General features: G+C 68.0%; 9 protein-coding genes. 4 read left to right on the top strand and 5 right to left on the bottom strand.

Annotated features, from left to right (window positions below; translation table 11 throughout):
• Positions 1-88 precede the first annotated feature (88 nt).
• Positions 89-1,208 (bottom strand): peptide chain release factor 2 gene (gene prfB / locus DAT35_RS16230; RefSeq protein WP_233261511.1). Its coding sequence is split into 2 segments (ribosomal slippage): positions 89-1,138 and positions 1,140-1,208, totalling 1,119 coding nucleotides; the frame shifts between segments, so codons are not numbered across the junction.
• A gap of 50 nt (positions 1,209-1,258) precedes the next feature.
• Complete coding sequence (locus DAT35_RS16235) at positions 1,259-2,575, bottom strand: DUF4105 domain-containing protein (protein WP_108067948.1); 1,317 nt, start codon at positions 2,573-2,575, stop codon at positions 1,259-1,261.
• A gap of 662 nt (positions 2,576-3,237) precedes the next feature.
• On the opposite strand from DAT35_RS16235, the gene DAT35_RS16240 reads away from it, so the two are divergent.
• The 4 genes from DAT35_RS16240 to DAT35_RS16255 all read left to right on the top strand — a co-directional run bounded on the left by DAT35_RS16240 (position 3,238) and on the right by DAT35_RS16255 (position 9,100).
• Complete coding sequence (locus tag DAT35_RS16240; RefSeq protein ID WP_146209739.1) at positions 3,238-5,121, top strand: methyl-accepting chemotaxis protein; 1,884 nt, start codon at positions 3,238-3,240, stop codon at positions 5,119-5,121.
• 29 nt (positions 5,122-5,150) lie between these two features.
• On the top strand, positions 5,151-6,512 hold the full coding sequence (locus tag DAT35_RS16245) for a cytochrome P450 (protein ID WP_108067950.1): 1,362 nt from the start codon (positions 5,151-5,153) through the stop codon (positions 6,510-6,512).
• Positions 6,513-6,540: 28 nt separating this feature from the next.
• The gene (locus tag DAT35_RS16250) at positions 6,541-7,521 is read left to right on the top strand and encodes a terpene synthase family protein (protein ID WP_108067951.1); all 981 of its coding nucleotides are present in this window, start codon (positions 6,541-6,543) and stop codon (positions 7,519-7,521) included.
• 61 nt (positions 7,522-7,582) lie between these two features.
• Positions 7,583-9,100 (top strand): prenyltransferase/squalene oxidase repeat-containing protein, encoded by a 1,518-nt coding sequence (locus DAT35_RS16255; RefSeq protein ID WP_108067952.1) that lies wholly within the window; start codon positions 7,583-7,585, stop codon positions 9,098-9,100.
• A gap of 103 nt (positions 9,101-9,203) precedes the next feature.
• Here DAT35_RS16255 and ybeY read toward each other — a convergent pair whose 3' ends face one another.
• The 3 genes from ybeY to DAT35_RS16270 all read right to left on the bottom strand — a co-directional run bounded on the left by ybeY (position 9,204) and on the right by DAT35_RS16270 (position 13,772).
• Positions 9,204-10,049 (bottom strand): rRNA maturation RNase YbeY, encoded by an 846-nt coding sequence (gene ybeY, locus DAT35_RS16260; RefSeq protein WP_108067953.1) that lies wholly within the window; start codon positions 10,047-10,049, stop codon positions 9,204-9,206.
• A 25-nt stretch (positions 10,050-10,074) separates the two neighbouring features.
• Positions 10,075-12,567 (bottom strand): HD family phosphohydrolase, encoded by a 2,493-nt coding sequence (locus DAT35_RS16265; protein WP_199242918.1) that lies wholly within the window; start codon positions 12,565-12,567, stop codon positions 10,075-10,077.
• 107 nt (positions 12,568-12,674) lie between these two features.
• The gene (locus tag DAT35_RS16270) at positions 12,675-13,772 is read right to left on the bottom strand and encodes a PhoH family protein (RefSeq protein WP_108067955.1); all 1,098 of its coding nucleotides are present in this window, start codon (positions 13,770-13,772) and stop codon (positions 12,675-12,677) included.
• Positions 13,773-13,818: the final 46 nt, after the last annotated feature.

The raw sequence follows: 13,818 nt of genomic DNA on the forward strand, positions 1-13,818 counted from the left end.
CGCTTCCATCCTACCCCATGCCCCGCGCTCCCCTGTTCCGCGACCTTGGACAGCGAGGCCGCGGAAAGGTTCCCGCGCTTTTTCCAGGCTACTCGGGGACGTTGCGGTTGGGGTTCTTCACGCCCATCAGCTGGGAGGTGACGAACTCCTCGAGATCCCCGTCCAGCACGGCGTCCACGTTGCCCGTCTCCACGCCGGTGCGCAGGTCCTTCACCATGCGGTAGGGCGCGAGCACGTAGGAGCGGATCTGCGAGCCGAAGGAGATGTCCTTCTTCTGGGCCTCGGCGGCGGCCTGCTCGGCCTCGCGCTTCTTGAGCTCCAGCTCGTAGAGGCGGGCGCGGAGGATCTTGAAGGCCATGTCCTTGTTGGCCGACTGCGAGCGCTCCGTCTGGCAGGTGATGAGGATGCCGGTGGGCAGGTGGCGCAGCTGCGCCGTGGAGGAGGTCTTGTTGACCTTCTGGCCTCCCGCGCCACCGCCGCGGATGAACTTCAGCTCGTAGTCCTTCTCCGGGATGTCGATCTGGATGGAGTCATCCACCTCCGGGTAGACGTCCACCGAGGCAAACGCCGTCTGCCGGCGCGCGTTGGCGTCGAAGGGGCTGATGCGCACCAGCCGGTGCACGCCCACCTCGGCCTTGAGGAAGCCGTAGGCGAACTCGCCTTCAATCCGCAGCGAGACGTTCTTGAAGCCGGCCTCTTCACCCGGCACCGAGTCGTTGAGCTCGACCTTCCAGCCCTTGGTCTCGCAGTAGCGCGTGTACATGCGCATGAGCATGGCGGCCCAGTCCATGGAGTCCGTGCCGCCGGCGCCCGCGTTGATGTCCATGAAGCAGTTGGAGCGGTCCTGCTCGCCGGAGAGCATGCGCGCCAGCTCCAGCTTGGAGACCTCCCCCTCGAGCGAGGTGAGAGAGTCCTCGGCCTCCTTCGCGCTGTCGGCGTCGTTGGCCTCGGCCGCCAGTTCGAAGAGCACCTGGGCGTCGTCCAGGCCGCGCAGCGTCTTCTCGAAGGTGTTCACGCTCGACTCCAGCGTGGACTTCTCCTTGAGCATCGCCTGCGCTTTGGTGTTGTCGTCCCAGAAGTTGGGGAGCGTGGATTCGCGCTCGATCAGCGCGATGCGCGACCTCTTGCGGTCGAGGTCAAAGATGCCCCCTGAGCGCCATCAGACGCTCGCGAAGCCCGCCGATCTTCTCCATCGAGTCGTTCGCCATATGTTCCTCAGTGTGCGCACGGACGGAGCCCGCGCGCGAGTGCTGAATCTTCAGCTTCCAGAAGCCTTGAGGGAAGGAGCGAGTGGCTCCACGGCCCGGCCCTCCACCGGGGCCCGGCTCCGGGCCAGCGTCAGCGCCGCCGCCATGCCCAGCGAGATGGGCAGGATGAGCGCGATGAGGCGCCAGTTGTCCTGGTCGAACGGGGGCAGCACCTTGAGCGCCAGCCCCAGCACGCCCAGCGCCGCCAGCACCCGCCACAAGAGCCGCATCCGCTCGCGGGCCTTCTCCGAGCCGAGCATCAACCGGATGCCCAGGGGCAGCATCACCAGGGTGAGCGGATTGGCCAGGAAGAGGTTCTCATTGTGGTACGTCACCGAGTGCTCGGTGAACAGCCACATGATGAACAGCGCGAAACCGGGAATCCCAAACACCAGCCCGATGAGCACGTTCTGCAGGCCGAGCAGGATGCGAGGAGCCCGGCCGCCGCTGCGCCGGCCCCACAGCGCCAGACCCACCGCACCGCCTCCGAACGCCAGGCCGAGCAGCAGCAGCACGGGCCCGTACTTCGGCGGCTGCTCGGGGAGCGCCGGACGGCCCTGCGCCGTGTAGTAGTTCACGGTCTTCGCCACCAGCGGGTGCTTCTGCCCATCCGCCCCCACCACCTGCATCTCCGCCACCTGCCGCTCCAGCTCGTCCGGGAGGAACGCCTCCTGCCAGCGGGTGATGGGCTTGTCGATCTCGTCGTTCATCAGGAAGTCGAGCAGCACGCTCATCGCCGGGCCCACCGCCGTATAGCGGCGCGTGTGGCCTCGCAGCGTCATCCGCCCGGGGACGCTCATCGCTTGGTGGAGCTGCCCGCCCAGCACCTTGTCGATGCCGTCGCGCAGCCGCGTCACGCAGTTGTCGTCGTAGTGCTGGTACAGGTAGTTGCGGTTCTCCGGCAGCACGTTCACCGCCAGTAAGCGCCCCAGTTCCACCTTCTGCGCCGGCGTCAGGTTGAGCTCCTGCAACCGCACGTCCCGGTTCAACGACTTGTAGAAACGGAACGTCCCCGCGGCGCTCGCGTCGTCCACCCAGAACTCGAGCCGCCCCATCGCGTAGCGCAGCAGCATGCTCGAGTCGAAGGAGAACATCCCGTAGTTGTAGAGGCGCGTCTGGTGCAGCCGCTGGTCCTCCACCACGAGTGAGCCGTGCCCCCACCAGGAGGCCACATCGTCGCCGGGCCCGAAGGTGGCCAGGTAGATGGACAGATCCTCGCCCCGGCTCTCGCCCGTCCCCCAGGGGGGCATCTCCTGGGCACGCGCCGAGGGGGCGGCCAGCAGCAGCAGGCCGAGCACGCAGGTCAGCAATGAGGCGATGCGGGGCATTGTCCGTCCCAACAAATGAGGGCGGGCCTACCTATCATGCGCGCCGCCCGACTCAACCCCGAGTGTGCCTGCCCGGGGACCGGACGTTCAATGAGAGCGTCGAGTCAGCACCAGGTCCCCGGCACAGCGGGCAGGGGGCCCGCCGTCGGTAGGCGTCGAGCCCAATTCCTGCCAACCCTGGCTTCCAATGAATTGTGACACCTGGCCGCCACGGAGTGCACTGGGCCTCGAAGATCTCACCGATGCCGACGTTCTGCTGCGCCACTGCGGCGGAGCGCTGCCGGACGAGAAGTTGCCGTTCTCGTTCACCCAGCAATATCCTCCTGGAACCCCACCACCTGGGTCAGTCTGACGCAACAATTACGTTGCCACTTACCAGGCGTTTACTCCGAGGGGACTGCGTGGCCTCTCCATCGGCCGGGCGCACCACTCGTGCGGCCCTCATCAGCAGCCCCTCCGATCCAGCCCCCGCCTTCTAATGGGCCTCCCATCTTTGTTACGCTTATGCTTTCGTGTCGGGCAGCGAGAGCACACCAGCAGCCCCCGGGGGGCACCTTGGCCTGTGAACCTTCCAGCCTCCATTCCCTACTGGCATTGCCCCCGCTCCATGCACGGAGCGCGGTAACGGCGCAGCTCCGTGTCATCGTTGGAGCCAGCTTACCATGACTTCTATAGACCAGGCTGAGATCAGGAAGCTCATCGTGCGGTTGTTCATCGCCGCGAACTCGAAGTCCTTCATCGTGTTCCCAGCAGTGGTCTACATGCTGGCGCTGATCACCGGGCTCTCCCGGGAAGAGAGCATCCAGACCGCGACCGTCCTGCTGCCCCCCGTCATGATCATCTTCGGCGGGGTGGTCCCCTATCTGATCATCCGCACGACGGTGCATGGCGCGTTCGCGGAGATTCCAGGAGAGCCGTCCGGTGCGCGCCTGACACGCATCCTGAAGATTCCCCGCAAGCTCGAGCTGGGAATCGAGTCCCAGACGGCGGCGGCCATCGCCGTCTACACGGGGCTGCCCGCGCTGTACTTCCACAAGAGCCTGTGGACGGTCCCCTGGGGTACCCTGGTCGTCTCCCTGCTCATCTCCCTGATGATGATCCAGCAGCGGCTGGACTGGGAGCGCATCCTGCGCCCCCATGCCATCGCGGAGTTCCACCGGGATCCCGAGGCCACGCCCAAGGGCGCGGGCATCTTCTGGGTCCGCCAGCGCTGGTACCTTCCGTACGTGCTCGGCCTCTTCGTGGCCAGCACCCTGACCACCGCCATGACCGTGGTCATGCGAGAGGCCTACGACGGCTATCAGCACTTGAGGGAGCAGGCGCAGAACCAGGCGACCACGGCCCAGTTCGTCGCCATGCTCGACGAGACGGCGCAGAAGCTGGCCAAGGACGCGCTCGTGCCCATCAGCATCCTGGGAGCCTACATGCTGCTGACGGCGGCGGTGTCCGCCTGGCAGCTCTCGCGCTACCAGACCGAAGGCGCCCAGAGCGTGCAGGATGCGGTGCAGGCGCTCGCCGGAGGCCATCCCAAGCTCCCCCAGTGGGTGGCGAGCGACGAGGTGGGCGACCTGGCCGCGGCCACCGCCAGCGGCTTCGAGCGCCTCAAGGCCTTCTCCAACTCGCTGGGAGATTCCGCCCATGCGCTCTGGCGTTCCGCCGAGCAGCTGGGGCAGTCCGCCAACAAGCAGGCCGAGGCCCTCACCCATCAAGCCTCCGCCCTCCAGGAGACGCAGGTCACCACCCAGGAAATCAAGCAGACCTCCGCCCTCACCGCACAGAAGGCCGAGAACATCCTCCAGCAGGTGGAGAAGGCCGATGAGATCAGCCGCGCCGGCGAGCTCGCCATCCAGCAGAGCCTCGATGGCCTGCTGGGCGTGGGGGAGATCGTGAAGGAGATGGCCCAGCTGATCCGCAACCTGGACATGCGCACCCGGCAGATCGTCAACATCACCAGCACGGTGAAGGGCCTGGCGGATCAGTCCAACATGCTGGCGCTCAACGCGGCCATCGAGGCCGTGCGCTCGGGCGAGCACGGCAAGGGCTTCGGCGTGGTGGCGCGAGAGATCCGCAACCTGGCGGATCAGTCCGTCCGGGCCACCAACAACGTGCGCAACATCCTCGATGACATCAGCTCGGCCATCACCAATGTCGCCATCATCTCCGAGAGGGGTTCGGAGAAGGTGGAGAACAGCCTGGTGCAGATCCGCGCGTTCGAGAGCAACATCCGCCAGCTGTCGGGCATCGTCCGCGACAACGCGGCGTCCGTGCGGCAGATCACCGTGGCGGTGAATCAGCAGAACACGGGCATCGCGCAGATCTTCCAGGCGGTGAACGATCTGTCGCGGCTGATGGAGCAGACGATGGAGCAGCTGCGCTCCTCGGATGAGGCCCTGACGTTCGTGCGTGGCGTGACGGACAAGGTGGCCACCATGGCGGGGCAGAGGACATCGGCGCCCACGTCCGCGAGCGCCAACGGGAGTTCACTCCAGGCGCGCGCGGCCCAGACGCTCGCAGTCCTGTCCGATGTGTCCGCGCATGAGTCGTAATCCCCGACGCACCCCAAAGGTTCGTGAAGATGACGGCCCCTCGCTACAAGACCATTCCGCAAGTACGCCAGCCGCTGCTGTTCGGCAGTTGGTCCGAGTTCCGGCATGATCGCCTCGGCCTGCTCGAGCGGGTAGGCAGGGAGTGTGGTGAGATCGGCTCGTTCCGGATTGGGCCGGTCACGATCATCGTTCCCAACTCCGCGTCCATCCTCCAGACGCTGCTGGTGGACAGGGCCTCCAAGCTCCAGAGCGAGGTCTTCTTCAAGAGCGTCAGCCCCGTCATGGGAAAGACGGCCCTGCCCGGCATCCACGGGGACTACCACCTGCGGATGCGGCGGATGCTGGCGCCGCTCTTCACGCCCAAGCGGCTGCTCGGCTACGCCCAGCACATGGTGTCCTGCACGGACGACATGCTGCGTCCCATGCAGGACGGAGCCGAGATCGACTTCGTGCACATGATGCACCGGCTGACCCGGAACATCATCGCCAAGAGCATGTTCAACATGAAGGGCGATGAGGACGAGAGCTTCTTCGAGTCCATCCGTGTCTCGACGGAGTACATCGCCCGCCTGGTGGCCAACCCCGTCGCCCTGCCGCTGAGCGTTCCCACCGGGAACAACCGGCGCGCCCGGGGGGCTATCTCCATCCTGCGCCGCCGGGCCAGGGAGCTCATCGAGGAGGCCGGGAACCGCGACGAGGAGGCCGGGGATCTGCTCTCCCTGCTCTTCCGCACCCGGGATGAGGATGGCTCAGGTCTGACCGAGGAGGAGCTCATCGATCAGTCCCTCACCATCTACCTGGCGGGGCATGAGACCACCGCGAACTCGCTGTCCTGGGCCTGGCTGTTCATCGCCCGGAATCCGGAGATCCAGGCCCGGCTCCAGGCCGAGGTGGACGAGGTGCTCAACGGAAGGACCCCGACCCCCGCCGATCTCCCCAGGCTGCCCTACGCGCTCCAGGTCCTGAAGGAGTCGCTGCGGATGTACACGCCCTCCTTCCTCTTCGGCCGCGCCCCCCTGGAGGACATCGAGGTCGAGGGCTATCAGTTCCGCAAGGGGCAGTTCATCATCATCTCGCCCCATGTCATCCACCACAACCCGCAGTACTACCCGGAGCCGGAGCGCTTCGATCCCGAGCGCTTCACGCCGGAGAACGAGAAGAAGCTGCCGCGCTGCGCGTACATGCCCTTTGGCATGGGACCCCACATCTGCATCGGCCAGCACTTCGCGCTGATGGAGATGCATCTGGTCCTCACGCACATGCTGCAGCACCTGAGTGTCTCGCTCGTGCCCGGCCAGCAGGTACGCCCCCTGCCCCTGGCGACGCTGGCGCCCTCTCCCTTCACGCTCAAGGTGACCCTGCGCCGGCCAGTCCTGGCACTGGCTTCCTGACGGGACGCTCTCCCCCCACGGAAATCCGATGCCCTCTCCCGACAAAGCCAGCCTCCTCAAGAGCAAGTATCTCTCCGCGCTTCCCAGCGACGTCCAGGCCCGCGTCTTCGAACTGACCGCCGAGCTGGCGCGCCCGCTGGGTGAATGGGTCGCCCGGTATCCGTTCATGCGCGCGGTCCGGGTTCCCCAGATTGCCCTCACCCTCGCCGCGGCGGGTCCGTTCCGTGACGCTCCCGCGCTGCTGCCCTGCACACGGCTGGTCGCGTGGATCTTCGCCGTCGATGACATGATGGACGAGGGGCTCATCCCCTATGCCGAGCTGTGCGCGCGGGTGGAGCGGTGCCTGCCCATCCTCGATGGGGCGGAGGGGAGCACCGGACAGGACGATCCCCTCTTCCAGGGTCTGAGGGAGATCCGCGACGAGTTCGCGCGCTCCCCGCTCTTCCCCGCGCTCCAACCGCACTGGTCCCATGCCACCCGGCAGCTGCTGGGCGGCATGCAGCGAGAGGACCAGTGGAGTGCGCAATACCGCGAGAGCGGGCAGCGCGAGCGCCCCTCGTTCGAGGCCTATCTCGACAATGGCTTCTACAGCATCGGCGTGCCCGCCACCTACCGGGGTGCCCTCATCACCCTGGGTGACGAGTCCGTGCCGTCACACCTGCCCAGGCTCCGCGAGATGGAGCGCGAGGCCTCCATCTGCGTGCGGCTGGCCAATGACGTCCGGAGCTACGAGCGCGAGGTGGCCGAACAGAAGCTGAACTCCCTCACCCTGCTGCAGCAGGAACTCGTCCGGAGCGCGGGGCTGACGGAGGCCGCGGCGCTGGAGCAGGCACGCGCCACCATCCAATCGAGCATCCAACAGGGCCTGGAGCGCTGCACGGCGCTCGCTCGGACCGGGCAGACCACCACGGGCTACCCCGAGCGCTTCATCCTGGGGATCGCCGGATTCGCTTGCGACTTCTACACCCAGCACGATTACCACCACATTCTCGTGAGGCAGAATGGTTAGGTCGATGCTCGCGCGGACGCTTTCTCCTGAGCAGAACCCCTCTCCGCAGCGGGGGGATGCCATGACACCCCTGACGGCCACCGACATCCTGGCAGAGCTGCGCGCCCTGCTCGGGGAGCTCGGCCGCCATGGAGGACTGCAGAGCAGTTCCGTCTACGACACCGCCCAGGTGATGCGTCTGGCCCCACCCGAGGAGGGCGTCGACGCGGCCGTGCAATGGCTGCTGGGACAGCAGCACGAGGACGGCGGCTGGGACAACCCGAAGGTGCCGCAAGCGCGCGACACGCCGACGCTCGCCGCCGTGCTCGCCCTGCACGTGCACGGCAAGGACGAGCGGGCCCGGCGGGCCGTGGAGCGCGGGCTGGAGTTCCTCCGGAGGCAGCGCCCCTTCTGGGCCTGGACCCAGCCCCCGGATGACCTCCTGGTGGGCGTGGAGCTCACGCTGCCGCGGTTGCTCGAGGACGCCGTGGCCCTGGGCCTGGAGGTGCCTGTGGACCAGTACGCGGCGCTCTGCGAGATGGGCCGGCGGCGCCGCGAGAAACTGCTGCGCATGAAGCACTACCCCGGCACCCCACCCGTCCACTCGTGGGAGGGCTGGGGGACGGAGCCGGACCCGGCGCTGATCGACGCCTCGGGGGGCGTCGGGTTGAGTCCCGCGGCCACCGCCGCCTGGCTGCACGCGGCGCGGGGCCGGCCCGAGCTCGAGCAGGCCTGCAGCTCGGCGCGGCGCTACCTGAAGAACGCCGAGGTGGGGTCGGACGCCGGCATCCCGGGCGTGGTGCCCCCCTCGTGGCCCATCAACTGGATGGAGCAGGAGTGGGGCCTGCTGGCACTGATGTGCGCCGGACTGCTCAACCACCCGGAGCTCGCCGACGTGGTGAATTCGCACCTCGACAAGCTCAGCGCGGCGTTCACCCCGCGCGGCATCGGCTTCACGGACTACTTCATGCCGGATGCGGACTGCACGGCCGTCACCCTGGCACTGCTGATCACCGCGGGCCGGCCCGCGGACATCGGCCTGCTCGATCAGTACGCGAGGGAGGAGCACTTCATCACCTACCCTGGCGAGTCCAACCCCTCGCTGACCACCACCGCGCATGCGGTGATGGCGCTGAACATCGCCGGCCGGGACACGTCCCGCTGGGTCGACGCCCTGCTGCGCAAGCGGGACGAGGACAACCTGTGGCGCCGGGACAAGTGGCAGACGTCGTGGCTCTACACCACCACCCACGTCATGTTCGCCATCGCGCAACCCACGGCGATGCGCTCCTCCATCGAGACGCTGCTGCGCAACCAGCGGGAGGACGGTGGCTGGGGGGCCGGCAACCAGGCGACTTCCGTGGAGACCGCCTTCGCGGTGCTGGTGCTCCACTGGCTGCGCGACAAGGGCGTCGAGCAGGAGGCCATCCACGGCGCCCTGCAGCGGGCCCAGCGCTACCTGCAGCGGAACTACGACCCGCGCCCGTCCACGCCGGAGCGCGAGCCCTTGTGGATCTCCAAGGCGCTCTACTGCCCCTACCGTATGGACCGGGCCTTCGAGCTGAGCGCGATGCTGGCGCTGGCGCTGTCGGCCCGCTGAGACGTCATCTCCAGGGCCTCACGGGCACCTTGCCCCCGTGAGGCCACGCCGTCCTCCGCTAGCGAAGGGGAGGGAAACCTGCTGCCTGGGCTCGCCCCGGCGCTCAGGTCATGAGCTTGCGGGCCCGAGGGGCCACGGCATCGCCCACCATGCCGCTCTCGCCGAGCAGCCGCTCCTCGGCGCGCGCCATCTTCTGCGCGTCCTTGGGGCGCTCGTGATCGTAGCCCAGCAGGTGCAGCAGCCCGTGCGCCAGGTAGCGCGCCACCTCCGAGTCGAGCGTGCGCTCGTACTCCTTGGCCTGCAGCTTCGCCGTGTCCAGGGAGATGACCACGTCGCCGAGCTGCCTGGGCCCGGGCGTGCCCTTGGGCAGGTCGCCCGCCGGGAAGCTCAGCACGTCCGTGGCCTTGTCCTTCTTGCGCCAGGTGCGGTTGAGCCGGCGGATGGCGTGATCGCCCACCAGGGAAATGGACAGCTCACAACCCGTGAGCTCCAGCTTGCGCAGGAACGTCTCCGCCAGCTCCGTCACCTGCTTCGCGAAGCGCTTGCCCTGCGGGTGCGCCACCTGCACCGTCACCCGGTTGGCCTCCAGTTCCTCGGGCTCCTCCTCGAAGTGCGCCAGCTCCTCGCGGAAGGCCGGCGCGCACACCGAGTAGTAGTCACACGCGCCCTGCCCGTCGTTGCGGAACACCACCCGGTGGCCTCTGCGCAGCAGCCCCAACTCCCCTTCCCCGATGAGCTGGCGCCGGCCGTCCACCACCAGCGTCAGCTCGCCCTTGAGGACGATGACCACCTCGTCGAACTCGGGAGTCCGCGCCGGACCGGACCAGCCCGGCGGCGCCAGCATCCGCGCCACCGACAGGGAGTCGGTGCCCGTCGTCGCCACACCCACGAACTCCTCGATGCGCTTCCCATCGTCGCGGGGGATGATCTTCCCCTTGCGCAGCTTCACGTTCGCCCTCCTCCGACGGTGCGCCTCAAGTGCCCGTCCCCGCCGAGCGCGCCTTGCCGTCCTGCTTCGTCCCCGCGGCCACCGTCAGCGCCGCCCCCTTCGGACCCGCCTGCAGCGCTCCCGCCGGGTACTCGGGGCGCGCATGGTAGATGCCCTCCAGCGTGTGCAGGAAGGACTGGGCGATGAGGTTCAGGTCCCTCAGCGTCAGGTCACACTCGTCCAGCTGGCCCTCGGAGAAGATGAGGTTGATCATCTTCTGCACCTGGGCCTGCAACCGGGCCGTGGTGGGCTCGGGCAGCGCCCGCGTCGAGGCCTCCACCGCGTCGGCGATCATCACCAGCGCCGCCTCGCGGAACTGGGGCTTGGGACCCGGGTAGCGGAAGATGCTCTCGTCGATGGGCGGAGCGCCTTCCTTGCCCTCCTGATCCTTGACGGCCTTGTGGTAGAAGTAGCCCACCAGCCGCGTGCCGTGGTGCTGAGGAATCGCATCCGCCACCAGCTTGGGCAGCCGGTACTGGCGCGCCATCTCCAGCCCCTCGGTGACGTGGCGCTTGATGATGACGGCGCTCATTGCCGGGGCGAGGCTGTCGTGCTTGTTGTCGCCCTTCTGGTTCTCGCCGAAGTAGAGCGGATTCCGGCCCTTGCCGATGTCGTGGTAGTACGCGCACGAGCGCGCCAGCAGCGGATTGGCGTTGATGGCCTCGGCCGCGTTCTCCACCAGCGTCCCGATGATGATGGAGTGGTGGTAGGTGCCCGGTGCCTGGACGATGAGCTCCTTGAGGGCCGGGTGGTTGAGGTTGGCCAGCTCCAGCAGCTTCAGGTCCGACGCATAGCCGAAGACGGACTCGATGAGCGGCGTGAGCGCCATCACCACCACCGGCACCGCCAGCGAGGTGCCCATGAAGGCGAACAGCGCAGTGAGGAGCGTGTCGCTGGTGAGCCCCTTGCCCTCCGCCAGGAAGAGGCAGAGCACCCCCACCAGGTTGGTCGCCCCGGTGGACAGGCCCGCCTTGAAGATGCCCACGCGGTCCTTCGCATTGGTGATGCGATCCGCCGCCACCAGCGAGCCCAGCAGCGCGTAGATGCCGAAGGACAGCGAGTTGCCCAGCATCACCCCGGAGAGGCACGCCAGTACCAGCGCGAAGAAGAGCGCCAGCTCCTCGGAGAGGACGAAGCGCACCAGCATCGCCCCGGCCGCCACCGGGAACGCGTAATAGAAGGCCTCCAGCGGCAGCACCGTGTACCGGTCCTGCACCGCGTCCGCGATGGACACCCACAGCTGGAGCAGGCCCAGCTTCGTCACCAGCAGCAGGCCCAGCAACACCCCGTCCTTGCGCGTGGGCCGGAAGCGCCGGAAGGCCGCCCGGCAGAAGACGTACGTGGCCGAGATGAGCAACGCCACCAATCCCGTGCCGCCCACCTGCAGCTGCACCTGGTCCAACCGGTCCGTCTGCGCTCGCATGCCCCGGATGGCCACCAGGTGTGTCTCATTGACCAGCTCGCCATCCCCGATGACCCGCTGGCCCTTCTTGATGGAGATGACGGCGTCCTTCACCGCCGCCGCCGCCTGGCGCCGCCGCGCGTCCGTCTCCGCCAGGTTGATGGTGACATTGGGCCGCACCAGCCGCTTGGCCAGCCGCAGCACCGCGCGCCGCTGCACACCCGGCGCGTCCGGCAGCAGGTTGCCCGGAATGGAGGCGAAGCGATCCAACTCCGTGTGCGCCTCGCGCACGTCCACCACCGTGGGCGCCGTGCCCGGCAGTGTCTGCTCGCCGCTGTGCCTCAAGTCCCGGATGGTGATGCCCTGCGGGCCCTCGCGGGAGAGTTCCTCGCGCGAGTTGGCGATGTAGACGGGCGCGGGCTCGGAGAAGCCATACGCACGCTCCACCAGCGCCAGCGTGGCCGCCTCCACCGCGTCGGAGAAGTGCGCCGCGGACAGCGCCTGGAAGTCATCGGACTCGAGCGCCGCGTCCCTGCGCCCGAACAGGAGCACCTGGAAGTCCTCCCGCAGCGCGTCCAGCTCACGGCGCTGGCGCTCACGCTCCTCCGGCGGCAGGGCCGACTTGCGCGGCTTGCGTCCCTCCACCCCCTCCGCCGCGGGCTCCTCGACGGGCGCCTTCTCCTTGAGACGCTGGCGCATCTCCGCGAAGGCCCCACTCACCGCCGCGCGGATCTCCGTCACCACGCCCGGGCTCAGGTCGTACACCGGCCGCACCGCGCCGCGCGCATCCTGGCGCCGCTGCTCGGTCATCGCCTGGTGGACGATCTCGTAGTCCCGCCCCGCCTTGAAGCCCGCCGGGGAGCTCGCCCGGAAGGGCTTGCCCAGGTGCTCCTCGGTGAGGGCGGGAATCTGCTGGCTATAGAGGCCCGGGGAGATGACGAAGCCGGCCGCCACCGACACCGCCAGCAGCAACACCACACTCGTCAGGCGCCGGCCCCACCGGGGGCTGATCCGGAAGCGATGCGCGAGTGCGTCCAGCGGACTGGGTCCGGGGGGCGACGAGTCCGGTTCGGCCATGGGATTGCTCAACCTATGGGAGGCGTGACGGGTTCTTCAAGCAAAGCGGGCGGCGGAAGCAGATTCCGCCGCCCTTGCCTGCTCGGCCGTCAGACAGTCCAGGAAAATCAAGGGGTTGCCGTGTCGGGTTCCGGAGCGCCAGCCGCTTGCGGCACCTCGGATCCCTCGGCGTCCTTGTCCAGCGCCTTGGCGGCCTCCTTGGCTGCCTGCTGCGCCGCATCATACCGATCGTACGCGCGGATGACTTCCTGCACCAACGGGTGACGGACCACGTCCACCTCGGTGAACTCCGAGATGTTGATGCCCTCGACGTTCTTGAGGATGGAGCGCGCGTGGTGCAGGCCGCTGGCCTTGCCCACGGGGAGGTCCACCTGCGTCACGTCGCCGGTGATGACCGCCTTGCTGTTGTAGCCCAGGCGGGTGAGGAACATCTTCATCTGCTCGATGGTGGTGTTCTGCGCCTCGTCGAGGATGACGAAGGAGTCGTTGAGCGTGCGGCCACGCATGAAGGCCAGCGGGGCCACCTCCACCACGCCCTCCTCGATGAGGTGCGTGGCGCGCTCGACGGCCATCATGTCGTGCAGCGCGTCGTAGAGCGGGCGCAGGTAGGGGTTGACCTTCTCGGCCAGATCACCCGGGAGGAAGCCCAGCTTCTCGCCGGCCTCCACCGCGGGGCGCGCCAGGACGATGCGCTTGACCTTGCGCTCCTGCAGGAAGGACACCGCCATGGCCATGGCCAGGTACGTCTTGCCGGTACCCGCGGGGCCGATGCCGAAGACGATGTCGTGCGCGCGGATGGCGTCCACGTAGCGCTTCTGCGCGATGCTCTTGGGGGAGATCTGCCGGTTGCCCGAGCTCTTGAGCACGGGGCCCAGCATGACGTCCTGGAGCGACTCGGCGCCGCCACGGCCGAGCACCTTGATGGCCTGCTCGACGTCCTCGCGGTAGACGGGGCGCCCGGCGCGGATGACGCCTTCGAGGTTCTCCACCAGCCGCACCGTGAAGGCCACGGCATCCGCCGGTCCGGACAGATGGAGCTCGGTCCCCCGCTGTCCGATCCGGACGCCGAGGCGGCGCTCCATGAGCTTCAGGTTCTCGTTCTGGTTGCCGCAGAGCGCCAGGGTCGTCGCGTTGTCACGGACGTCCACCTTGGCGGAGGTGGGGCTGACTGCTGCTTGAGCCTCTACAGTGGCGGGGTTTCGCAATGCGTCCAATCCCTCGGGGCGGGGTTTCCGAAAATCCAACCTCACT

The organism is Vitiosangium sp. GDMCC 1.1324, assembly GCF_003044305.1.
Classification (GTDB): domain Bacteria; phylum Myxococcota; class Myxococcia; order Myxococcales; family Myxococcaceae; genus Archangium.